This window comes from Streptomyces mobaraensis, assembly GCF_020099395.1.
Classification (GTDB): Bacteria; Actinomycetota; Actinomycetes; order Streptomycetales; family Streptomycetaceae; genus Streptomyces.
The window spans coordinates 6,790,594-6,811,621 of the sequence record NZ_CP083590.1 but is presented as its reverse complement, the minus strand read 5'-3'; the positions used below and the strand labels follow the sequence as shown (position 1 = coordinate 6,811,621).

Genomic DNA, 21,028 nt, shown 5'->3' with positions numbered 1-21,028 from the left:
AGGTCACCGATGAGCAACCCGTTCGAGGACGAGACCGGGACGTACCGCGTCCTCGTCAACGACGAGAACCAGCACTCCCTCTGGCCGGACTTCGCCGAGGTGCCCGCCGGGTGGGCCGTGGCGCACGGCCCGGCCCCCCACGGCGAGTGCGTCGACTACGTCGAGCGCCACTGGACGGACATGCGGCCGGCGTCGCTGTCCCGACGGGCGTCCGCCGCGTGAGCTCCGGCGGCTACGGCGCGCGGGCACACGCCGTGGGACGGGTGCCCGCCGCGGGCCGGCGGCCGGCCGAGGCGGAGCTCGACGGGGCCGTGGCCGGCGCCGGTGCGCAGTTCCCGCTCGACGTCGCGGACGCTGCGGCGCGGGTCGGCCAGCAGCCGGGCCGCCGCGGCCCGCAGCGCCGCCGGCCGGTACGCGCAGGTGGACACCAGCCGCGCGGACGGCTCGGCCTCCTGCCGCAGCCGCTCGTGACCCACGACCGCGCCCAGCAGCTGGAGCGCGTCGGCCAGGGTGAGTCCGTCCAGTGCGAACCCCTGGCCCGGCGGCTGGAGTTCGCCGGGCGGGCGGCGGCCCACCAGCAGGGCCGCGCTGCCGGGTGACACCGGGAGCAGCGGGTCCGGGCGGGCGCCGGCCACGGCGTCGTCCAGGACGAGCAGCAGCCGTCGGCCGTCGGTCATCCGCCGCCAGAGCGCGGCGCGTTCGGACGCCGGCCCGGGGACGGCGGCGGCCGGGACGCCGAGGCCCGTCAGCAGCTCCCCCAGCACGTCCTCCGGTGGCCGTGGTGTGCCATCGGGCGCGCCGAGGCGCGCGTAGAGGCGGCCGTCGGGGAAGTGGGACCGCAGACCGTGTGCCGCGCGGAGGGCCAGGGCGGTCTTGCCGATCCCGGCGGGACCGGTCAGAGACATGACAACCGGCGCCCCGGAGGCGTCACCGGGGGCGGTCAGCCGCTCGGTCAGGGCGGTCAGTTCGGCGGCCCGGCCCACGAAGTCCGCGGGAAGCCGGGGCAGTTCCTCGGAGCGTACCGCCGGGCGGATCTCCGGGGCCGTCGGCTCCAGGGCGAGGATGCCGCGGTGCAACTCGCGCAGGGCGGGTCCGGGTTCCAGGCCGAGTTCGGTGTGCAGGAGGCGGCGGGCGTCCCGGTAGGCCGCGAGGGCGTCGGCCCGGCGGCCGAGGCCGGCGAGCGCCCGGACCCGGAGCTCCCACAGTTTTTCCCACAACGGCCGTCCGGCCAGCGCGGTTTCGAGCATCGCCACGGCCTCGGCGTACCGGCCGAGCCCGATCTGGACGGCGGCCAGCTCCTCGGTGGCGGCGGACCGCAGCTGCTCCCAGCGCTCCCGTTCGGCGGCGAAGTAGGGGGTGTCCGCCTCCCCGAAGGGGGTGCCGCGCCAGAGCGCGAGGGCGTCCCGGAGGTGTCCGAGGGCGGTGCCGGGGTCCGTCCGGTCCCGGGCCTCGCGCCCCCGCGCCAGGAGGTCCCGGAAGAGTTCGGTGTCGAGCGTCGCGCCGCCGGCGGTGAGCAGGTAACCGCCGCCCTGCTTCCGGATCTCCGGGGCGTCGCCGGCGAGGTCGCCGAGGAGCCGGCGGAGCCGGTACACGTAGGTGCGTACGGTGGTGTCGGCCGACCGGGGGGCGGTGTCGCCCCACAGCGCGCGGACGGCGTGTTCGCACGGGACGGGCTGGTCCCGGCGTAACAGGAGGATCGCGAGCAGGGCGCGCTGCTGTGGGGAGCCGAGGTCGATCTCGGCCGTCCCCGACCATGCGCGGACCGGGCCCAGCAGGGAGAACCGGGGGGCCGTGGCCGCGGTGGCGGCGGGGGCGTCCGGTGCCGGCCAACGTCCTGGGAAGGTGTTCTCGGGCGTCACGCGCACAGAGTCGACGGCTCCGCTTGCAGTTCGTTTGACGACTCGCTTGCGCCGCCCCCATGGGCCCCGGGGCCGTGATCTGTCCGGATACCGCCGTCCCGGCGGCGCTTCCTGGTGTTCTCCGCCCCCTTCCGGCGTTTTCCGGCCATCGACAGGGCCGCCCGCACAGGAATGACGGCGAAAGAAATCGGGAAATTACCGCACCGGGGCGCGCTTTTGATAACCGTCTCCATTGCAGCCTTTGAAATCACGGAAACAATGCGCTTCACTTTCCCTGCCCAGCCCGGAACGAGGGGGTTTCATGCAGCAGGCGCACCGACACGCCGGGGACACACAGGCGGACGGGGAGGGACACCGCCACGATTCCCATGACGGCCACGACCACGCCCATGGACACGACCATGGACACGGTCACGGCCATGGGCATCACCACGGACACGGCCACGGTCACGGCGGGCACAGCCACGGGGTGGCCGCCGACGCGGACCGCCGCTGGCTGAGCATCGCGCTCGGGCTGATCCTCGCCTATATGGCGGTGGAAGTCGTCGTCGCTTTCCTCGCCCATTCCCTGGCCCTGATTTCCGATGCCGCGCACATGCTGTCGGACGCCGGTTCGATCGTGCTGGCCCTGGTCGCGATGCGGCTGGCGGCCCGCCCCGCCAAGGGCGGCTACACCTACGGTCTGAAGCGGGCGGAGATCCTCTCGGCCCAGGGCAACGGGCTGACGCTGCTGCTGCTGTCCGCCTGGCTGGCGTACGAGAGCGTGGAGCGGCTGATCGACCCGCCGGAGGTCGGCGGCGGGCTGGTGCTGGGCACGGCCGTGTCGGGCGTGGTGGTGAACATCGTCGCCGCGTGGTGCATGTCGAAGGCCAACCGCTCCTCGCTCAACGTGGAGGGCGCCTTCCAGCACATCATCACCGACCTGTACGGCTTCATCGCCACGGCGGTGGCCGGCGCGGTGGTCATGCTGACCGGGTTCACCCGCGCCGACTCCATCGCCACCCTGGTCGTCGTGGCCCTGATGCTGCGGTCCGGGATCTCCCTGGTCCGCGCCTCGGGCCGGATCTTCCTGGAGGCCGCGCCCCCCGGTATGGAGCCGGACGAGGTGGGCGCCCGGATGGCGCGTCAGGACGGTGTGGTGGAGGTCCACGACCTGCACATCTGGGAGATCACCTCGGGTGAGGTGGCGCTCTCGGCACACGTCCTGGTCGAGCCGGGCGGCGACTGCCACGCGGTGCGGACCGCCGTCCAGGGCGACCTCCGCGCGGGCTACGGCATCACCCACGCGACGCTGGAGGTCTGCGAGGCGCCCGGCGAACTGGTGGGCGTCGGCTCCGGCGAGGGCGGGCGGCACTGCGAGGACCCGCACGGCACGGTCCACCGGCGCGCGGCGGAGGCCGGCTGAGCACGGCCGGCCCACCCCATGAACAGGAACCGCCCCCGCCCCCGCCGGGGGCGGTTCCTCATTTCCCGGGAGTTTTACGGCTTGAGCCGTCGCCCGGACCCCAGCAGCCAGGTCAGCGGCCGCTCCACCCCCGCGTACATCGCCCAGGACACCGCCACCGAGACGGCGAGGAGGGCGACGGCGCAGAGCGCCCGGAAGCCGTCGCACCGCCCGTGCGGTCCTCGTCCACCAGCCGGTATCCGTAGGTGAGGACGAGCATGTGGACCATGTAGAAGGCGAACGAGATGTCGCCTCCCGCACCCAGGGCAGGGCGAGGGTGGCGGTCTCGACGGCGGCGCCGAACGGGGTGCCGCGCAGGGCGTCGAGGGCGCCGGGCGCGGCCCGGTCGGCGCGCAGCAGGCGGGCCCCGGCGGGCGGTTCGCCGCCGGTGCCGCGGGCCACGCAGGTCACGTCGTGGCCGCGGGCGACGGCCTCGCGGGCGATGGTGCCGGAGACGAAGCCGGTACCGCCCAGGACCAGGAGGCGCAGCGGGGAGGTGCGGCCGGACGAAGGCATGCACGGGACTCCTGGTGGGGGGAACGGGCTGGGGGCTCAGGCCGGTTCGGGTTCGGCCTTGCCCGGGGTCTTCTCCGGTTCGGGGGCGCCGGTGAGCAGGTCCTTCTTGCGGACGAGGGTGAGCGCGACGGCCGCGGTGCCCACGCAGATGATCGCGGCCCAGGTCATCACGTTGGACGCGCCGTCGGACACGGCCGTCTCCAGCGTGCGGCGGACCTGGCCGGTCACGGCGTCGGGGACGTGCTCCAGGGCACGGGAGATGTCGCCCTGCGCGGCGGCGGAGACGATCTCGTCGTGGTCGGCGCCGGCCAGCACGGCCTCGCCGCCGGCCTTGTCGGAGATGCGGTCGCGGAAGAGGATGCCGAAGATCGCGGCGCCGGCGCCGGCGCCGAACATGAAGAGGCTGTTGATGGCCCCGGACGCCATGCCCGCCCGCTGCTTGGGCACCACGTTGACGGCGAGGGACATCGACGGGCTGCCGGCCAGTCCGCCGCCGACGCCCCAGAGGAGCAGGCCGGGCAGGGCGGCCCAGATGGTCGTGGAGCGGTCGAAGGACCAGGCCATGGCGAGGCCGCCGATCGCGAGGATGCCGAAGCCCGCGGCGATGATGTGCGACGGCGAGTACTTGGCCTGGAGCTTGCCGGCCACCAGGCCCATGCCGAGCTGCGGGGCGAAGATGGCCATCATCAGCAGGCCGTTCTGCAGCGGGCTGAGTCCCCGGGCGCTCTGGAAGTACAGGATGTAGTACACCGAGCCGCCGACCGTGGCGAAGCGGGAGAAGAAGGCGATCAGGGTGGCCGCGACGAAGGTGGGCACCTTGAACAGCGACAGGTCGAGCGTGGGCGCCTTCACCCGCCGTTCCAGGACCAGGAATCCGGCGAGCAGCACCACGCCCACCGCGAGCTGGACGAGGGTCGCGGCGCTCGCCCAGCCCTGCTCCTCACCCTGGGTGAGGGCGAAGTTGACGACGCCGAGGGTGAGGACGAGCAGGGCGGCGCCGGTCCAGTCGATGCCGGCCAGGGAGGTGCGCGGCGGGTCGGCGGGCAGCCGGGTGCGGCAGAGGAAGAGGGCTATCGCGCCGATGGGCACGTTGATCAGGAACAGGTAGCGCCACTGGGTGAGGTCGACGAGCAGGCCGCCGATGACAGGCGCGACCGCGCCGCAGGCGCCGAGGGTGGTGCCCCAGACGGCGATGGCCATGTTGCGGGCCTGGCCCTCGTAGACCTGGGCGATCAGCGGCATCGCGTTGGCGAGGACGAAGGCCGCGCCGACGCCCTGCACGCCGCGGGCCAGGTCCAGCGTCAGCGCGTTGGGGGCGACGCCGCAGGCGAGGGACGAGAGGGTGAACAGGGCGATGCCGCTCATGAACATCGCCCGGCGGCCCAGCCGGTCGGACAGCGAGCCGGCCGCCTGCTGGAAGGCGCCGAACGTGACCGTGTAGCCGATGATGATCCACTGCAGCGCGGCGAGTGAACCGCCGAGGTCCGACTGGATCGAGGGCAGCGCCACGGAAACGATAGTGATATCGATGACCAATAGCGCCGAGGCGACGACGGTGATGATGAGCACGATGCGGGCCTGCCGGCCCACCGCGGTATCCGTGGCGCTCACTAAAGCCTCTCCGTTGGGTTGCTGCGGCGGCCGACGGGGCCATGAGCGGTGCATTGACAATCGTTTCCGAATTCATTTCCGGCATACCGCCGCCTCATCGAGTAAGGGTCACCTTACCGCGCATGGTGGCCGCGAGTTTAGCACTCGATTTCCGGTTATTCGGAGGGCGGCCGAGAATTTTGGCCGCCCTCCGTTCCCGGGGAATTCCCCGCCCCGACGGCACATCAGCCGGGCGGCTCGGGGAGGGCGTTGACGTCGATTTTCCCGGTGACGGTGAGCGGCAGGGAGGCCAGCAGGTCGAGGAGGAGGCTGGGGACGGTGTTGACGAGGGTGACGGGCCGCCGGGCGGCGGCCACCGGCAGGTGGAAGACCGTCTCCGCCAGGACGACCGTGCCGCCGCACGCCAGCGGCGTGAACAGCTCGAAGACCGACAGGTCGAAGCAGAGCGAGGTGGACGCCAGGGTGTACCGCAGCTCCTGGGGCGTGAACTCGCCCAGCGCCCACTCCACGAAGGCCGCCGCGCTGCGGTGTTCGACGGCCACGCCCTTCGGCCGGCCCGTGGAGCCGGAGGTGTAGAGGGCGTAGGCGAGGTTTCCGGCGTCGGGGCCGGGGACGGGTGCCGGGTCGGCGGCGGCGATGCGGGACCAGTCGCGGTCCAGCGACACCACCGTGCCGGGGGCGCCCTCCAGCCGGCCGCGGTACGCGTCCTCGGTGACGACCAGCCGCGCGCCGCTGTCCCGCGGCATGAACTCCATGCGGTCGGCGGGGAACGCCGGGTCGAGCGGCACGTAGGCCGCCCCGGCCTTGAGCACGCCGAGCACCGCGACCACGAGCCAGGGGGTGCGGCCCAGGCAGACGCCGACGGGCGTCTCGGGCCCGGCGCCGAGCCGCCGCAGGTGGGCGGCCAGCGCCTCGGCGGACTCCTCCAGCTCCCGGTAGGTCAGCCGCTCCCGGCCGGCCGTCACCGCCTTGGCGTCCGGGGTCAGCGCCGCCTGGCGGGCGACGCGCTCGTGCGGCAGGAGCAGTACCTGACGGTCACTCACCTTCACGCGCCCGCACCGTCCTTCACCACGGCCCGGCGGGCGGACAGCTCGCGGGCGACCTCCTCCGGGGTCATCCGGGAGACGCGCAGGTGGATCCCGGCGACCGCCTCCGAGCGGCCGGGGACGTCTTCCCCCGCCGTGATCGCCTCGGCGAGCCCGGCGACCGTCGGCGACAGGAACAGCGTCCGCAGCGAGATCCCGTCGGGCGTGAACACCTGCCGGAGCTGGGTGACGATCCGGGTGGCAAGCACCGAATCCCCGCCCAGGGCGAAGAAGTTCTCGTGCTCGCCGACCGCCGGGCGGTCCAGCACCTCGGCCCAGACGCCGGCGCAGACCTCGGCCACCGCCGAGCGCGGCGCGTCCGGGGAGCCGGTGGGTTCGGCGGCGGGTTCGGGCAGGGCCGCCCGGTCCACCTTGCCGTTGGCGTTGAGCGGCAGCGCGTCGAGGACGGCGAACGCGGACGGCACCATGTGGCCGGGCAGCGTGGCGCGCAGGTGCTCCCGCAGGCGGCCCGGTCCGCGCCGGCGGCCGGCACGACGTACCCGGTCAGACCCCGGTGGCCGGGTCCGGCCGCCGCCCGGCGCCCGGTGACCACGGCGGCGGTCACGTCCGGGTGCGCCAGGAGCGCCGCCTCCACCTCGCCGGGCTCGATCCGGTGGCCGCCCACCTGGATCTGGAAGTCGGCGCGGCCGACGAACTCGATCGTGCCGTCCGGCAGGAAGCGGCCCAAGTCACCGGTGTGGTACAGGTGTTCGCCGGTCTCCGGGTGGGTGACGAAGGAGGCGGCGGTGCGCTCGGGGTCGTCCCAGTAGCCGCGCGCGAGGCCGACACCGGCGACGTACATCTCGCCCGTCGCCCAGACCGGCCGGTCGCGCAGCCGCTCGTCGAGGATCCGGTAGCGGGTGTTGGCGATCGGCGTGCCGTGCGGGACGGTGCGCCGGCCCGGCTCCAGCCGGCGGACGCGGTGCCAGATGTTCCACAACGTGGTCTCGGTGGGGCCGACGCTGACCACCTCGACGTCCGCCTCCTCGGTGAGCCGGCGGACGGCGGGCACGGACAGCCAGTCGCCGCCCAGGAAGGCCAGCCGCAGCGGCTCCAGCACCCCGAGGCCCCGGCCACCACACCGGCCGACACCCCCGCCACTCCGGCCACCCCCGCCTTGGACCGCGCCGCCCGCCGCCGGGCGGCCCGGACCGCGGGGCGCAGGCGGCGCTGATCCGGGCGGCACCCCGGCGTCGCACCATCCGTTCGGGTGAGAGCGCGTGACAAGCCTTCCAAGGCCGACGCGGGCGATGGACTCTCTAGGCGCGAGCCGCCCGGAGAGTCCGCGCGGCTCAACTCCCAGGAGGGGACGACATGGTGGTCAGATCGGTGAGACTCATGTGGGGAGCACTGGGAACGGCGGCCCTGGCGCTCGCGGCAGGCAGCACATTCGTCATCTCGGCGGCGTCGGCCGACCCGAAGCCACGAGCCGCCGCCCCGGCGGCCACGACGCCGCACTGGGCCCGGGTGAGCGCGGGCGGAACCCTGTTCGCCGGCGAAGGCATCACCAGTGTGGTCAGGTTCGGCAACGGCCGCTACAACCTCGACACGAACTTCAACGCCCAGGACTGCGCCCTCACCGGCACCGTCAACAACGCCAACTTCACCGACCCGGGCCCCGGGACCTCGTCGATCCTGGTCGGGCTGGTGAGCTCCAACCGCATCTTCGTGCGCACCGCCACCCCGTCGAGCGGGAGCGTGGACGACGACCGGCCCTTCTCCGTCGTCATCGCCTGTCACTAGTGCTTCATCGCCCGTCAATAGCGCTTCAGCGCCTGTACTAGTGCTTCAGCGCGACCTCGGGGCTCTTCGCCGTGGGCACCGGGTGGGCGGGGCAGGTGCGGAGGACCTTGGTCATCGCGTCGTGCTCGGCCGGCGTCACCCACAGCTTGTACTGGCGCTTCACCGCGATCTGCCGGGCGACGTAGTCGCAGGCGTACGTCTTGTTCGCGGGCAGCCAGTCGGCGGCGTCCTTGTCACCCTTGCCCATGTTGGCCGGGCCGTCGGCGGCGACGAGGTTCAGCGGGTCGTTGGCGAGGGCCTCGCGCCGCGCCTGGGAGAGCTTCTGGGCGCCGGTCTGCCAGGCGTCGGAGAGGGCGACGATGTGGTCGATCTGCACCGCCGAGGACTGGGCGCCGCGCCGGAAGCGGATGGTCTTGCCGGTGTAGGGGTCCGCGAGAGTGCCGGAAGTGACGGTGCATCGCGCGGTGCCGTCGAGCTTCGGGTTCTTCAAGTCGCGTCGCAGGATGTCGTTGCGGGTGTCGCAGCCGTTGCCGGAGCCGGGGGCGTCGGTCCGGTCCGACCAGGCCCGGCCGAAGTGCTTGTTCCGGTCGTAACCGGCCTTCGGCGCCGCCTTCTTCACCGGCAGTTCCGCCAGCGCCGCCTTCACCGAGCCCGGCTTGCCGTCGGAGGAGCCGCCGGAGTCGCCGTCCCGGTCCTGCGAACACGCCGTCAGGAACACCGGCAGCAGCAGGGTGGCGGCGACGGCGCCTATGCGTCGGGGGCTGGTCTGGTACGGCACCGGCGTCTCGTTTCATGCGATAGGGGGCGCGTGGGGCGGTTGCCGGAAAACCGTAGATCATGGAGGAAATGGGTGCGCGACCGGCCCCCTGCGCCTCGCTTCACGCCTTGCCGTACGCCCTCAGGAGGGGCGGTTGCCGGGCGACCCGACCGATGAGCGACGGCGAAGGACGCGTCTCCTTCGCCCCTCCCCGCCACTCCCGTCACCCTCGCCGCCGCCCAGGACGAACGTCAGCCACAAGTCCGCGCCGCGGGCCGCCAGGAAGCGCCGGCGCTCCCGGCGCGAGCGCGGGCGTGCGGAGCGCGCGCCCCGCGCGCCCTGCGACGGGAGCGCGGCGGAGGCGAGGCGGTGGCCCGCCCGGGCGAGGTCGGCCAGGACGCGGTCCCGGGGCCGCTCGCCGCGCCCGCCGAGCAACTCCGTGTACAGACCCTCGATTTCGGCCACGGCGGCACCGACGAACAGGTCGCCGCCGGCCGTCGGTGTCGTCCTGTCCCGCGCCATCCGCAGCCCCCTTCGGACGAGTCGTCGCGACGCGTGGTGGCGACGAGTGGTCGCCGGGTCGCGCACATGACTTGCCCCACTGCGCAACCGGGCAACCACACGGGCCGGAGATCGTCCTGACGCGCGGGCGGTTCGCGAGGGGAAGGGGTTACGGGCTGGCCGGGTCGAAACCGTAGCGGAGCGGCTCTTCGTCCACGCGCAGATCGCGCCGGTAGACGTACAGCCCGTCCACGCGCACGTTATCGAAAGGGACTTCGACGACGCACGGACGGGTGACCTGCAGCACCGCCGGCCGGTCGGCCACCGTGATCCTCATGCCGTCGGCCGGCCCGCCGGCCAACACCGCCGTCTCCTGCCCCCGCACGCCGTCTCCCGCCATGCGGACACTTTACGCATTGCGCAAGTGGGGAACAAACGGCGGCGGCCGGAGGACGGCGGCAGGCCGTCAGTCCTCGTAGTAGTTGTTGACGACCACGTCCGGCTCGTCGTCGTCGAACGCCTCGTTCAGCAGCGCACCGCCGACCAGTCCGGCGGCACCGGCACCGATGAGCGCGCCCGCGCCGAACCGGCGCCCGCCCTGCTGTCCGCCGCCCTGCTGCGGGTCGGCGTGCGGGGCCGGGTAGCCCTGCTGCTGGGGCTGCGGGTAACCCTGCTGCTGCGGCTGCGGGTAGCCGGCCTGCGGGTACCCCTGCTGGGGGTAACCCTGCTGCTGCGGGGTGTAGTACGGGGGCGGCGTGGTCTGCACACGGTGCGCGCAGCCGCCGCACGCCTGGACCGGCCGGGGCACGCCCCACTGCGGCGACCAGGACACCGTCGTCATGCCGGGGCCGTGGCTGGGGTCGAAGAAGCAGGTCACGGAAGGACTCCCTGGGGGTTGCTGGGGTGCCGCCGCAATCGTCGGCGCGGTGTGGGGCGTCGAGGGGACGACGACCGTCGGGGTCGGCGCGGAGGGCGGGGCCGGCGCGGGTGGCGGGGTCTGCGCCGGGGCCGGGGCGCCGTCGGCGGCTTTCAGGATCGACGCGGACGCGGCGGGCCCGGCGGACGTGGCCGGTGTCAGGGTCGCGGCAGGCGCCGCCGGCGCCGCGTCCCGCAGCACGTCCACCCCGTAGTCCGCGGCGATCCCCGCGAGCCCCGAGGCGTACCCCTGCCCCACCGCCCGGAACTTCCACTCGGCGCCGTGGCGGTACAGCTCCCCGAAGACCATCGCGGTCTCGTCCCCGGCGTCCCCGGCCGCGAGCTCGTAGCGGGCCAGTTCGGCCCCGCCTTCCTGGTCGGTGACCCGGATGTGGGCGCCGCGGACCTGCCGGAAGTCCTGGCCGCGCGACTCGGCCTCGTACAGGGACACCGGAAAGACGATCTTCATAACGTCCGCCGGGACCCGTCCGAGGTCGACGTGGATCCGCTGGGCGTCACCCGCCGGACCGGCGCCGCCGGCGTCCCCGGCGTGCCGGACGGAACCGTCCGGGCTGGTCAGGTTGTTGAAGAAGACGAAGTGCCCGTCGGAGAGCACCTTCCCGGACCCGCCGCACAGCAGCGCGCTGGCGTCCAGGTCGCATCCCGGGGCCGCCTGCCAGCCCAGTCCGACCGTCACCGCGGTCAGCCCGGGGGCCTGCCTGCTCAGCGAGACGTTGCCGCCCTTGGTCAGGGCCACACCCGCCACACCCCTCTCCCTTCCCTCACAGCCGCTCCGGTCCCACGCGGCGCACCGCACGGGATGCGCCCGGGGCCCGGCTCGACCGTTTCCGTCGATTCCCTTGGTTCTTGCTGACACGACGGCTCTCACCTGGGGGAACGTCATGTCGCCCCGGCTCGTCGCCATGTCACCGCCTGACGCGCATACTTTAGCGCTTGCGCAACAGGGGAACCGTAGGGGTGGCTCCGACCGTTCTCCTACCCGACCGTTCTCACCATCGACGACCGACGGCGGCGCGTGCGCCGGCCACCCCGGAAAGGGCGGAGGAACACACATGGGCATCATCGGCTGGATCGTCCTGGGCCTGCTGGCCGGAGCGATCGCGAAGATCCTGCTCCCGGGCCGGGACCCGGGCGGCCTCATCGGCACCACCCTGATCGGCATCGCGGGCTCGTTCATCGGCGGCTGGCTGTCGGCGAAGTTCCTGCACCGGTCGGTCACCCACCACTTCTTCGACGCGGCCACCTGGGCCGCCGCCATCGGGGGCTCGCTGGTCCTGCTGATCGGATACCGCATCCTGTTCGGCAACTCGCGCGACTGAGCGCCGTCGACGCGCCGCGACGCGCCCGGCGATGCCCGGCGACGCTCGGCGTCACCCCACGACGACGGTCCACGGCCGCACGGACCACCGCGTGACCAGCCCCTGCCGCACATACGGGTCCCGCTCGGCGAACTCCTCGACGACCGACGGGTCATCGACCCGCCACACCAGCAACGCCCGGTCCATCGGCCCGTCGAGAGCTCCGGCCAGGACCAGCGCGCCCTGCTCGTGCGCCTCCCGCGCGAGCCCCAGGTGCTCCTCGCGCAGGGGCGCCCGGCGCTCGACGTAGTCGTCGACGAGCGCGTATTCCAGTACGTAGTACGCCATGTCCATCCTCCGCCGTCCGGTGGCCGGGCCCTGAGGGCCGTCCGGTGGCCGGCCCCGAAGCCGCACCCTACTGCCGGTCCACGTACGGACGGCCGTCGGGACGCCCGGCCCGCGGCCGCGACCGCGCGGGCAGCCCTCTCCCGAGCTCACCGCGCACCGGAGTACGCGGCGCTGCCGACGGGCGCCAGGGGGCGGGCGGGGAGCCGGTCGGGGAAGAGCGGCGGCCGCTACCATGTGAAGCCATGTGAATGCCCTGCGTCATGCCCGTCCCGGTGGCCGACCGCGTTCGCCGGAGGGGCGGAGAGGACCGAGCGCGTATGACGGTCGAGCGCGACGACCGCGGCGAGAGCAGGGACCTGGAGGTCAATCCTGTCTTCAGCAGGGAGCCCGTCCGGGTGCCGCGCTACGCGCTGCCGGACGGGGAGATGCATCCGGACACCGCCTATCAGGTGGTGCACGACGAGCTGATGCTCGACGGGAACGCCCGGCAGAACCTGGCGACGTTCGTCTCCACGTGGGCCGAACCGCAGGCGCGGCGCCTGATGGCGGAGTGCGCCGAGAAGAACATGATCGACAAGGACGAGTACCCGCAGACCGCGGAACTCGAGAACCGGTGCGTGCGCATGCTCGCCCGGCTCTGGCACGCCCAGGACCCCCGCCACGCGATCGGCTGCTCGACCACCGGGTCGAGCGAGGCGGCGATGCTCGGCGGGCTGGCGCTCAAACGGCGGTGGCAGCACCGGCGCCGCGCCGAGGGCAGGCCCACCGACCGGCCCAACCTCGTCATGGGTATCAACGTGCAGATCTGCTGGGAGAAGTTCGCCGACTACTTCGAGGTCGAGCCCCGCTACGTGCCCATGGAGGGCGACCGCTACCACCTCACCCCCGAGACGGCGGTGGAGCTGTGCGACGAGAACACCATCGGCGTGGTCGCCGTCCTCGGCTCCACCTTCGACGGCGGCTACGAGCCCGTCGCCGGCATCGCGGCGGCCCTGGACGGCCTGCGGGACCGGACCGGCCTGGACATCCCCGTCCACGTCGACGCGGCGTCCGGCGGGATGATCGCGCCATTCCTCGACCCCGACCTGGAGTGGGACTTCCGGCTGCCGCGGGTCGCCTCGATCAATACCTCCGGGCACAAGTTCGGCCTGGTCATGCCCGGGGTCGGGTGGGCGCTGTGGCGCGACCGGGAGGCCCTCCCCGACGACCTGGTCTTCCACGTCAACTACCTCGGCGGAGACATGCCCACGTTCGCGCTGAACTTCTCCCGGCCGGGCGCCCAGGTCGTCGCGCAGTACTACAACTTCCTCCGCCTCGGCTTCGACGGCTACCGGCGGGTCCAGCGAACCTGCCGCGACGTGGCCACCCGCCTGGCCGCCGAGATCGCCGGGCTCGGGCCGTTCGAGCTGCTCACCGACGGTGGTGACCTCCCCGTCTTCGCCTTCCGGATCCGGGACGGCATCGACCACTTCAGCGTCTTCGACGTCTCCGCCGCCCTGCGCGAACGCGGCTGGCTGCTGCCCGCCTACACCTTCCCGAAGAACCGCACGGACCTCGCCGTCCTGCGCGTCGTGGTCCGCAACGGGTTCAGCCACGACCTGGCCGACCTGCTCCTGGAGGACCTGGGCCGGGTCCTGACCCGGCTGGACAAGCAGCACGAGCCGCACCGCGACGCCGACGACGCGGGTGGCTTCGCCCATGGCGCGGAGACCAAGAACCCCCGCCGCCCCGGCCGTCACTGACCACCCACCACCACCGGACGGCCGGCTCTCGCGGGCGCGGGGGCCGGCCGCCTGGCGACCAAGGAGAAGGACCATGTGTCGCCTGTTCGGTCTCAGCAGTGCCCCGCAGCGCGGTTCCGCGACGTTCTGGCTGCTGGACGCCCCCGACAGCCTCAGCCGGCAGAGCCGCAGGGACCCCGACGGCACCGGCCTGGGCCACTTCGCGGCGGACGGGACCCCGCACGTCGACAAGGCGCCCATCGCCGCCTACCGGGACCGCGCCTTCGCCGAGGAGGCCCGCCGGGTGCGGTCGGCCACCTTCGTCGCCCATGTGCGCTACGCCTCCACCGGCAGCCTGGACACCCGCAACACCCACCCCTTCGCACAGGACGGGCGGCTGTTCGCCCACAACGGCGTCGTCGAGGGCCTCGACGCGCTCGACGCCCACCTGGGCGAGGACCGCTCCCTCGTCAAGGGCGACACCGACTCCGAACGGTTCTTCGCCCTGATCACCCGTGAAACGAGGGAGAGGGGCGGCGACGTCGGCGCCGGCATCGAGCACGCCGCCCGCTGGATCGCCCGCAACCTGCCCGTCTACGCCCTCAACCTCGTCCTCGTCACGCCCACGCACCTGTGGGCACTGCGCTACCCGGACACCCACGAGCTGTACGTCCTGGAGCGCCTGGCGGGCGGCCCGCACGGCGGACGCCATCTCGACCACAGCGGCAGCCGGGGGCGCCTGCGCGTCCACTCCGCAGACCTGGCCGGCCACCCGGCCGTCGTCGTCGCCAGCGAGCGCATGGACGACAACCCCCACTGGCGCCTGATGGAGCCGGGCGAACTCCTCCACGTCGCCCCCGGCCCCCACACCACCCGCCGCGTGGTCCTCCCCGAGGCCCCGGCCCACCGCCTGAGCCTCACCGACCTGAACCCGGACGCCGCCGCCTCCCAGAAGGCCGCCTAGCGCGGGCCCGTTCCCGGTTCTTCCGTCACCGCGCCAGGGCCGCGCGGAGGAACGCGAGGATCTCCGCCCGGGCGGCCGCGGCCTGCGGTTCCACGCCGGGCAGGGTGAGGAACGCGTGCCGCGCGCCCGGGTATTCGGTGAGCCGCACGGGGGTGCCGGCCGCCCGGAGCCGCTCGGCGTAGCGGCGGCCGTGGTCGGCGAGCGCGTCCCGGGTGGGCACCACCACGAGCGCCGGGGCGAGACCGCCCAGGCCCTCGACGTACAGCGGCGAGACGGCGGCGGCGTCGGCCCCCGGCGGGACGGCGAGCCGCCGGATGAGCCGCAGTGGGGGCAGGGCCCGGGTCGGGGTGTCCGCGTACATGGTCATCGAGGTGTGGTCGAACATCGTCCCGGTCACGTCGGTGAGGGGGTTGACCAGGACCTGGGCGGTAAGTTCCAGGCCGGCCTCCCTGGCCCGGACGGCCGTCAGCGCGCTGATCAGGGCGCCGCAGCTCTCGCCGAAGACGGCGACGCGCGCCGGGTCGGCGCCCCACCGCGCCGCGTGCCGCACCACGTGCCGGAGCACGTCCCAGCCGTCGTCGACGGCGTCCGCGAGGGTGCTGCCGGGGGCGAGGAGGCGGTGCTCCACCGAGACGACGAGGGCCGGCAGTTCGACGGCCAGGCGGCTGTTGGTCCAGTCGCACTGCGTCGCCGTGCCCACGAAGCCGCCTCCGTGGACGTGGACCACGAGGGGCAGGCCGGAGGCGGCCGCGGCTCCGCCGTCGCCCGGCGGGGCCGGCCGGTGGACCCGGACCGGGAGGTCGCGGCCGGGCAGCGCGATCTGCTGCCAGGCGGTCACGGCGCCGGCGTCCGGCTCCCCGAGGAGCGTACGGGCGTCGTCGGAGGCCCGGAAGCGGTTCTCCGCGACGCGGTAGGCGCGCAGTTCGTCGGCCGTGACCGTCGAGAAGTCCGGCTCCGGCGGGCGCGGCGCGATGGTGGTCTCGGTCATGTTCTCCCCCTGCTGTGACGGATGCCTTGATGGCTGCCTTGAAGGGCGCCTTGACGGTTGCCGCCATTATGCACGCGGTGCGTGCAACAGCAAGTGCATGAGTTAGGGTGAGTCCGGACGAGAGGGGCGTCATGACGGGCCGCAGACGATGGTCGACCGAGGAGATCCTGGAGACGGCGGCGGAACTGCTGCGCACGGGCGACGCCGAGTCGTTCAGCGTGCGCCGGCTCGCCGCGGCGCTCGAAACCGATTCCTCCAGCCTCTACCGGCACTTCCGTAACAAGACCGAGCTGATGCGCGCGGTCGCCGACCGGATCCTGCTGGCCGCCATGGACGGCTACCGTCCCGAGGGCGACTGGAAGCAGCGGATCACCGCGCTGGCCCTGCGCCTGCGGGAGGCGTTCGGCGAGCAGCTCCAGATCGCCGCCGTGTGGGGCCGCTACGGGTCCGGCGGCGCCGGATCCCGGCTGGTCATGGAGGAGTTGCTGCAGGCCCTGCGCGCGTCCGGCCTGCCCGACGAGGAGATCCCGGCGCGCTACCACCGCATCGTGATCCTCCTCTCCGCGCTGATCACCTCCGAGGCCGGCATCACCGCCACCAGCCCCAAGGAGTACGAACAGGGCATGGAGCAGTTCCGCGTCGCCGTGCTCGGCGCCGACCCCGAACGCTTCCCCGCTCTGGCCCACTTCGCCCGCGACATCCGCCCCCTCGGGGCGGACCGCCGCGCCGCGTTCGAGGAGCTCCTCGCCGCCCACCTCGCCCAGATCGAGGCCCGGATCCCCTGACGTCCCGGCGGTGCGTCCTCAGCCGAGGCCGGAGGCGCGCCCGGGGAAGAAGTCGGCGCTCTGGACGTACTCCATCGCCTCGGTGAACTCCGGGTCGCAGAGGCGGCGTTCGATCTCCTCCGGGCCCGGCTCCTCCACCCGCGTCTGGATCCAGTACAGGTTGCCGAGCGGATCGCGCACCCGTCCCACGCGGTCGCCGAAGAACAAGTGGGTGACCTCGGTGACCGAGGTGCCGCCGGCCGCGACGGCCCGCCGGTGGACGGCGTCGGCGTCCTCGACGTAGAGCCGGAGGAAGCCCGGCGTCGGCGGCCACTCCGGCCGCGCGTCGAACATCATCACCACCGAGTCGCCGATCCGCACCTCCGCGTGCGCGATGCTCCCGTCCCGGCCGGCCAGGCACGCGAGCTCCTCCGCGTCGAACGCCCTCTTCATGAAGCCGATGAGCCGCACCGTGTCACGGGAGATGATCCACGGCGTCACGGTGTGGTAGCCCTGGGGAACCGGGTGGACGGACATCCTGCTGCCTCCTGGAGTGCGCGTGCTCGCCTCGACGTGGTGGCCACGCTAGAACCCCTCTAGGCCAATTCCTGTCCTACAAGGCGCTGTCGCCCTCCGAGGGCGTCGGCGGGCCTGAGCGCCGCCGTCAGCTGCCGGTGGCCTCCCGCCACGCCGCGACGTAGGAGGCGAGGTTTTTGTCGATGCCGGCCCAGTCGGGGCGGAAGACCTCCACGTCCTTCATGACGCGGGCGAGGGAGGCGGCGTTCGGGTCCGTCGCCTTGACGTCCGTACGGGCGGAGAAGCCGCCGCCGACGGCCGAGACGTCGCGCCGCGCACGCTCGCCGAGGAGGTGGTCGAGGAACTTCTTGGCGTTCTCGGTGTGCGGGGCGTTCTTCACCAGCCCGGCCGCGTACGGGAGGGCGAACGTGGTGGGCTTTCCGTCGTCGCCGGCGGGGAAGAAGATGCCCTGGTTCGGCATCGTCTTCATGTTGGCGAAGTTCATCTGCACGTCCCCGTTGGCGACGAGGAGTTCGCCCTTGTCGACCTTCGGGGCGAGCTGGCCGGTGGACTTGGAGGGGCCGACGTTGTTCTTCTGCAGCTCCTTGAGGTAGGCCATGGCGGGTTCCCTGCCGCCGAGGTCGTGCATCGCCTTGATGAGGACGGCCGTGCCGTCGCCCGCGACTCCGGGGGTGGAGTACTGGAGCTTGCCCTTGAACCTGCCGTCCAGGAGGTCGCGCCAGGTCTTCGGTGGGCCGTCCTTGAGCTCCTTGGAGTGGTAGATGAAGCAGAAGTAGTTGTTGACGACCGCCGTCCACTTGCCGGCCGGGTCCTTGTCGCCGTCCGCGACCTTGTCAAGCCCGCGGGCCGGTAGGCCGTCAACAGTCCCTTGCCATCGGCCTGTTGGACGAAGGGCGGCAGGCCGAGAGCGGCTCGTCGAAGAGGAGCACGCCGGGCCGGATGGCCAGGGCCCGGGCGATGGCGACGCGCTGCTGCTGGCCGCCGGAGAGTTCGCGCGGGTACCGCTGGGCGTAGCCGGTCATGCCGGTCGCCTCCAGCGCCTCCGCGACGCGCGCGGCGGTCTCGTCCCGCGGTGTCCTGCGGGCCTTGAGGCCGAACGCGACGTTGGCGTCGACACGCAGGTGGGGGAAGAGCGCGTACTGCTGGACGACCATGCCGATGCCCCGCCGGTGCGGCGGCACGTCGGTGACGGCGTCGCCGCCGATGAGGACGCGTCCGGCGGCCGGCCGGACGAAGCCGGCGACCGCGCGGAGGGCGGTGGTCTCGCCGGAGCCGGACGGCCCGAGCAGGGCCATGACCTCGCCGGGCTCGACGGTGAGGTCGAACGCGTCGAGGACGACGTTCCCGTCGTAGGCGACCGTCACGCCGTCGAAGCGGATGCCGGTGCTCAACGGCCGTCCTCCAACCGTGCGAGGAGGGGCGAGAGTTCGGCCACAGAGCCGAGGACGTGGGTCGCCCCGGCGGCGCGGAGCGCGGCCTCGTCGTGGGCGCCGGTCAGCACGCCGGCGACGACGGCCGCCCGGCCCGGGTGCCGGAGAGCATGTCGGAGGAGGTGTCGCCCGCGACGGCGATCCGGCGTACGTCGTCCGCGGCGCGGGTGCGCAGCAGGGCGGTGAGGACCAGGTCGGGGCACGGGCGGCCGCGCCCGCCGGCGTCGGCCGGGCAGAGGGTGAGGTCGGCGAGGTCCGTCCAGCCGAGGGCGGCGAGGATGGCGTCCTGGGTGACGCGGGCGAAGCCGGTGGTGAGGACCACCGTACGGCCGTCGGCGCGGAGCCGTTCGATCGCCTCGCGGGCGCCGGGGAGGGGCCGGCAGTGGCCTTCGGCGACCGACTGTCCGTAGGCGGACTCGAAGGCGGCGTTGGCGCTCCGGGCCCGTTCCTCGTCGCCGTCGGCGAGCCGGCCAGCAACAGCTCGCGGAGGGCCTGCCGGACGGTCTCCCGGGACACCTCGAAGCGTGCGGCCAGCTCCCGTTCGGTGGGCAGCAGGCCGCCCTCCCCCAGCTCGTCGAGCAGGCCGGCGACATGCGTCTTGACCGCGTAGTACTTGGGAATCCGCCCGTGCTCGGGGATGCCGGCCCGGACCGGGGCGCCGGGCGGCCGGCCGGACTCGTCGCGCGTATGCGTGTTCACGCCGCGATCTTCGCACCCGGGGACGGCCTGTGGTGCCGCGCGTTCCGCACCCGCGCGAGGGGAATCAGGTACACGACGGCACCCAAGGGAAAGAGGTTGACCCATGAGACGTGTACGCGGGCGGCGGTCGGCCGTCGCCGCGGTGGCGCTGGTGGCGACGGCGGCGTTCTGCCTCCCCTCGGACGCCGCCACCGGTCCGGCACCCCGGATCGTGGAGGTGGCGCGGGGAACGCAGACCGGTCCGGTGAAGGTGGCGGTGGACGGCCCGCTCCAGGTCGACTTCCGCACCATCACCATCCCGCCGGGCGGTGGCACGGGAAAGCACTGCCACCACGGCCAGTTGGTCGGTGTCGTGAAGGCCGGCACGCTCACCCACTACGCGCCCTTGTACCCCGGCGGGGTCCACGTGTACCGGACGGGCGACTCCCTCACGGAAGGCAAGGGCTACGTCCACGAGGGGCGCAACGAGGGGACCACTCCCCTGGTGCTCTGGGCGACGTACGTGACCCCGAAGGGGAAGCCACTGGCGGAGACGGACCTCTCGCGCTGCGACGCCCCGTGATGCCGTATCGCTACCGTGTGAACACCGGCAGGGCCTCCAGCCCCCGCATGAGCCGCGTGCGGCGCCACCGCAGTTCGTCGGCCCCCACGGCGAGGCGCAGCCCGGGGAACCGGGCGAGCAGCGCGCGCACGGCGGTCTCCGCCTCGGCCAGGGCGAGCGACGCGCCGGGGCAGCGGTGGACGCCGTGGCCGAACGCCAGGTGCCCCCGGGCGCCGCGGTCGGGGTCGGGGCGATCGGGACGCGGGTACCGGGCCGGGTCCCGGTTGGCCGCCCCGGGCGAGATGAGCACGGGGACGCCGGCCGGGATCTCGGTCCCGCCGAGGGTGACCGGCCGGGTAGTGTAGCGGAAGGTGGCGATGCCGACCGGCGAGTCGTAGCGCAGCAGTTCCTCCAGCACCTCGCCCGTCCGGTCGGGTTCGGCCCGCACCCGGTCGACGAGTTCGGGGTGCCGGAGGAGGGCGAGGACGGCGTTGCCGATGAAGTTCGTGGTGGTCTCGTGGCCGGCGATGAGCAGGAGGACGGCGAGGGAGACCAGTTCCTCCTCGCCGAGCCGGTCGCCGTCGGTGTCCCGGACGGCGACGAGGCCGGACAGCAGGCTGTCGTCCGGGGCCCGGCGCTTGGCCTCGACGAGGCCGGCCAGATAGCCGGCCACGGCATGCGAGGCGGCGTCGATCCGCTCGGGCCGGCCGGCGGCGAAGAGGTCGTCCGACCAGGCCCGGACCCGGGCCCGGTCGGCCTCGGGCACGCCGAGCAGCCGGCAGATCACCGCGACCGGCAGCGGGACGGCGAGCCCGGCGACCAGGTCGGCCTCACCGCCGTCCGGGAGGGCGTCGAGGAGCCGGTCGACGGTGTCGCGGAGGTACGGGCGCAGGCGGTCGACGGCGCCCGCGGTGAACGCCTCGGTCACGAGGCGGCGCAGCCGGGTGTGCTCGGGCGGATCGGTGGCGAGCATGGTGCGGGCGACCGCGGGGTGGAGGTCGCGGCCGGAGGGACGGCCGGCGAAGAAGCGGGCGGTGTCCTTGGACAGCCCCGGCTCCGTGAAGGCCGCCTTCGCCTCGGCGTAGCCGGTCACGAGGTAGCCGGGTCCGCCACCGGGCCCGGTGGCCGTCCGCCGCACCGGGGACGCCGCCCGGAGCTCGTCGTAGAAGGGGTAGGGATCCCGGAGGAACTCCGGGGACGACAGCGGGTCGCTCATGGTGTCGGGCCTGCTTCCTTCTTCCGGTCCCGGGCGGTCGGTCGCGCTCCAGGCTCTCAGGTCGCCGCCG

20 protein-coding genes and 6 pseudogenes are annotated in these 21,028 nt (G+C 73.5%); 8 read left to right on the top strand and 18 right to left on the bottom strand.

Features of this window, described 5'->3' with window-relative positions:
• Window positions 1–9: 9 nt before the first annotated feature.
• Window positions 10–222 (top strand): MbtH family protein, encoded by a 213-nt coding sequence (locus tag K7I03_RS30350; RefSeq protein WP_185940916.1) that lies wholly within the window; start codon window positions 10–12, stop codon window positions 220–222.
• Here the strand turns inward: K7I03_RS30350 and K7I03_RS30345 are convergent.
• Both K7I03_RS30345 and K7I03_RS34445 read right to left on the bottom strand, forming a co-directional pair.
• Window positions 156–1,859 (bottom strand): AfsR/SARP family transcriptional regulator, encoded by a 1,704-nt coding sequence (locus tag K7I03_RS30345; protein ID WP_185940915.1) that lies wholly within the window; start codon window positions 1,857–1,859, stop codon window positions 156–158. The two genes, K7I03_RS30350 and K7I03_RS30345, sit on opposite strands and share 67 nt — an antisense overlap.
• Before the next feature lie 265 nt (window positions 1,860–2,124).
• The gene (locus tag K7I03_RS34445) at window positions 2,125–2,319 is read right to left on the bottom strand and encodes a hypothetical protein (protein WP_185940914.1); all 195 of its coding nucleotides are present in this window, start codon (window positions 2,317–2,319) and stop codon (window positions 2,125–2,127) included.
• A gap of 9 nt (window positions 2,320–2,328) precedes the next feature.
• On the opposite strand from K7I03_RS34445, the gene K7I03_RS30340 reads away from it, so the two are divergent.
• A complete protein-coding gene (locus tag K7I03_RS30340) occupies window positions 2,329–3,264 on the top strand; it encodes a cation diffusion facilitator family transporter (RefSeq protein WP_185940913.1) in 936 nt (311 codons plus the stop codon).
• 591 nt (window positions 3,265–3,855) lie between these two features.
• On the opposite strand, the gene K7I03_RS30335 is transcribed toward K7I03_RS30340, so the two are convergent.
• The 4 genes and pseudogenes from K7I03_RS30335 to K7I03_RS34440 form a co-directional block, all read right to left on the bottom strand.
• Window positions 3,856–5,430, bottom strand: coding sequence for an MFS transporter (locus tag K7I03_RS30335; RefSeq protein ID WP_185940912.1), 1,575 nt, complete (start codon window positions 5,428–5,430; stop codon window positions 3,856–3,858).
• 224 nt (window positions 5,431–5,654) lie between these two features.
• Window positions 5,655–6,479: an AMP-binding protein gene (locus tag K7I03_RS30330; protein ID WP_224347289.1), complete on the bottom strand. Its 825-nt coding sequence runs from the start codon at window positions 6,477–6,479 to the stop codon at window positions 5,655–5,657.
• Window positions 6,476–6,943: a phosphopantetheine-binding protein gene (locus K7I03_RS30325; RefSeq protein WP_224347288.1), complete on the bottom strand. Its 468-nt coding sequence runs from the start codon at window positions 6,941–6,943 to the stop codon at window positions 6,476–6,478. The genes K7I03_RS30330 and K7I03_RS30325 overlap by 4 nt, the downstream gene beginning before the upstream one ends.
• A 395-nt stretch (window positions 6,944–7,338) precedes the next feature.
• Window positions 7,339–7,527: pseudogene (locus tag K7I03_RS34440) on the bottom strand (hypothetical protein); the annotation flags it as partial.
• 302 nt (window positions 7,528–7,829) lie between these two features.
• Here K7I03_RS34440 and K7I03_RS30315 point away from each other — a divergent pair.
• The gene (locus tag K7I03_RS30315) at window positions 7,830–8,258 is read left to right on the top strand and encodes a hypothetical protein (RefSeq protein ID WP_185940911.1); all 429 of its coding nucleotides are present in this window, start codon (window positions 7,830–7,832) and stop codon (window positions 8,256–8,258) included.
• 37 nt (window positions 8,259–8,295) lie between these two features.
• On the opposite strand, the gene K7I03_RS30310 is transcribed toward K7I03_RS30315, so the two are convergent.
• From K7I03_RS30310 to K7I03_RS30295, 4 genes and pseudogenes are all read right to left on the bottom strand, one after another.
• The gene (locus tag K7I03_RS30310; RefSeq protein WP_224347287.1) at window positions 8,296–9,036 is read right to left on the bottom strand and encodes an HNH endonuclease family protein; all 741 of its coding nucleotides are present in this window, start codon (window positions 9,034–9,036) and stop codon (window positions 8,296–8,298) included.
• Window positions 9,037–9,156: 120 nt separating this feature from the next.
• Complete coding sequence (locus tag K7I03_RS30305; protein ID WP_185940910.1) at window positions 9,157–9,537, bottom strand: hypothetical protein; 381 nt, start codon at window positions 9,535–9,537, stop codon at window positions 9,157–9,159.
• A 148-nt stretch (window positions 9,538–9,685) separates the two neighbouring features.
• The gene (locus K7I03_RS30300) at window positions 9,686–9,916 is read right to left on the bottom strand and encodes a hypothetical protein (protein WP_185940909.1); all 231 of its coding nucleotides are present in this window, start codon (window positions 9,914–9,916) and stop codon (window positions 9,686–9,688) included.
• Between the two features lie 714 nt (window positions 9,917–10,630).
• Window positions 10,631–11,197 (bottom strand): annotated as a pseudogene (locus tag K7I03_RS30295) (TerD family protein); the annotation flags it as partial.
• Between the two features lie 307 nt (window positions 11,198–11,504).
• On the opposite strand from K7I03_RS30295, the gene K7I03_RS30290 reads away from it, so the two are divergent.
• On the top strand, window positions 11,505–11,771 hold the full coding sequence (locus K7I03_RS30290; protein ID WP_004940892.1) for a GlsB/YeaQ/YmgE family stress response membrane protein: 267 nt from the start codon (window positions 11,505–11,507) through the stop codon (window positions 11,769–11,771).
• Between the two features lie 51 nt (window positions 11,772–11,822).
• Here the strand turns inward: K7I03_RS30290 and K7I03_RS30285 are convergent, their stop codons facing one another.
• Complete coding sequence (locus K7I03_RS30285; RefSeq protein ID WP_185940907.1) at window positions 11,823–12,098, bottom strand: YciI-like protein; 276 nt, start codon at window positions 12,096–12,098, stop codon at window positions 11,823–11,825.
• Window positions 12,099–12,415: 317 nt separating this feature from the next.
• Here K7I03_RS30285 and K7I03_RS30280 point away from each other — a divergent pair, with 317 nt between their 5' ends.
• Window positions 12,416–13,840, top strand: coding sequence for a glutamate decarboxylase (locus K7I03_RS30280; protein ID WP_185940906.1), 1,425 nt, complete (start codon window positions 12,416–12,418; stop codon window positions 13,838–13,840).
• 73 nt (window positions 13,841–13,913) lie between these two features.
• Entirely contained in the window at window positions 13,914–14,783 is an 870-nt protein-coding gene (locus K7I03_RS30275; protein ID WP_185940905.1) for a class II glutamine amidotransferase, read from the top strand.
• Window positions 14,784–14,808: 25 nt separating this feature from the next.
• Here the strand turns inward: K7I03_RS30275 and K7I03_RS30270 are convergent, their stop codons facing one another.
• A complete protein-coding gene (locus tag K7I03_RS30270; protein ID WP_185940904.1) occupies window positions 14,809–15,771 on the bottom strand; it encodes an alpha/beta hydrolase in 963 nt (320 codons plus the stop codon).
• Window positions 15,772–15,902: 131 nt separating this feature from the next.
• Between K7I03_RS30270 and K7I03_RS30265 the strand changes: the two genes are divergently transcribed.
• Window positions 15,903–16,556, top strand: coding sequence for a TetR/AcrR family transcriptional regulator (locus K7I03_RS30265; RefSeq protein WP_185940903.1), 654 nt, complete (start codon window positions 15,903–15,905; stop codon window positions 16,554–16,556).
• An 18-nt stretch (window positions 16,557–16,574) separates the two neighbouring features.
• Here the strand turns inward: K7I03_RS30265 and K7I03_RS30260 are convergent, their stop codons facing one another.
• The 5 genes and pseudogenes from K7I03_RS30260 to K7I03_RS34435 all read right to left on the bottom strand — a co-directional run.
• On the bottom strand, window positions 16,575–17,072 hold the full coding sequence (locus K7I03_RS30260; RefSeq protein ID WP_185940902.1) for a VOC family protein: 498 nt from the start codon (window positions 17,070–17,072) through the stop codon (window positions 16,575–16,577).
• Between the two features lie 127 nt (window positions 17,073–17,199).
• Window positions 17,200–17,972: pseudogene (locus K7I03_RS30255) on the bottom strand (2-aminoethylphosphonate ABC transporter substrate-binding protein); the annotation flags it as partial.
• Window positions 17,972–18,463: pseudogene (locus K7I03_RS30250) on the bottom strand (ABC transporter ATP-binding protein); the annotation flags it as partial. The pseudogenes K7I03_RS30250 and K7I03_RS30255, both read right to left, overlap by 1 nt.
• Window positions 18,460–18,959 (bottom strand): annotated as a pseudogene (locus K7I03_RS30245) (HAD family hydrolase); the annotation flags it as partial. The pseudogenes K7I03_RS30245 and K7I03_RS30250, both read right to left, overlap by 4 nt.
• A gap of 65 nt (window positions 18,960–19,024) precedes the next feature.
• Window positions 19,025–19,306 (bottom strand): annotated as a pseudogene (locus tag K7I03_RS34435) (hypothetical protein); the annotation flags it as partial.
• Here K7I03_RS34435 and K7I03_RS30235 point away from each other — a divergent pair.
• A complete protein-coding gene (locus K7I03_RS30235) occupies window positions 19,305–19,763 on the top strand; it encodes a cupin domain-containing protein (RefSeq protein WP_185940901.1) in 459 nt (152 codons plus the stop codon). The pseudogene K7I03_RS34435 and the gene K7I03_RS30235 overlap by 2 nt on opposite strands.
• Window positions 19,764–19,773: 10 nt before the next feature.
• Here K7I03_RS30235 and K7I03_RS30230 read toward each other — a convergent pair whose 3' ends face one another.
• Window positions 19,774–20,958, bottom strand: a complete 1,185-nt coding sequence (locus tag K7I03_RS30230) for a cytochrome P450 family protein (RefSeq protein ID WP_185940900.1) — start codon at window positions 20,956–20,958, stop codon at window positions 19,774–19,776.
• Window positions 20,959–21,028 lie beyond the last annotated feature (70 nt).

Coding starts and splice junctions, on each gene's coding strand:
- K7I03_RS30350 (WP_185940916.1), top strand. CDS start 10: ATGAGCAACCCGTTCGAGGACGAGACCGGGACGTACCGCGTCCTCGTC.
- K7I03_RS30325 (WP_224347288.1), bottom strand. CDS start 6,943: ATGGTGCCGTCCGCGTTCGCCGTCCTCGACGCGCTGCCGCTCAACGCC.
- K7I03_RS30315 (WP_185940911.1), top strand. CDS start 7,830: ATGGTGGTCAGATCGGTGAGACTCATGTGGGGAGCACTGGGAACGGCG.
- K7I03_RS30305 (WP_185940910.1), bottom strand. CDS start 9,537: ATGGCGCGGGACAGGACGACACCGACGGCCGGCGGCGACCTGTTCGTC.
- K7I03_RS30300 (WP_185940909.1), bottom strand. CDS start 9,916: ATGGCGGGAGACGGCGTGCGGGGGCAGGAGACGGCGGTGTTGGCCGGC.
- K7I03_RS30290 (WP_004940892.1), top strand. CDS start 11,505: ATGGGCATCATCGGCTGGATCGTCCTGGGCCTGCTGGCCGGAGCGATC.
- K7I03_RS30285 (WP_185940907.1), bottom strand. CDS start 12,098: ATGGCGTACTACGTACTGGAATACGCGCTCGTCGACGACTACGTCGAG.
- K7I03_RS30280 (WP_185940906.1), top strand. CDS start 12,416: ATGACGGTCGAGCGCGACGACCGCGGCGAGAGCAGGGACCTGGAGGTC.
- K7I03_RS30275 (WP_185940905.1), top strand. CDS start 13,914: ATGTGTCGCCTGTTCGGTCTCAGCAGTGCCCCGCAGCGCGGTTCCGCG.
- K7I03_RS30270 (WP_185940904.1), bottom strand. CDS start 15,771: ATGACCGAGACCACCATCGCGCCGCGCCCGCCGGAGCCGGACTTCTCG.
- K7I03_RS30265 (WP_185940903.1), top strand. CDS start 15,903: ATGACGGGCCGCAGACGATGGTCGACCGAGGAGATCCTGGAGACGGCG.
- K7I03_RS30260 (WP_185940902.1), bottom strand. CDS start 17,072: ATGTCCGTCCACCCGGTTCCCCAGGGCTACCACACCGTGACGCCGTGG.
- K7I03_RS30235 (WP_185940901.1), top strand. CDS start 19,305: ATGAGACGTGTACGCGGGCGGCGGTCGGCCGTCGCCGCGGTGGCGCTG.
- K7I03_RS30230 (WP_185940900.1), bottom strand. CDS start 20,958: ATGAGCGACCCGCTGTCGTCCCCGGAGTTCCTCCGGGATCCCTACCCC.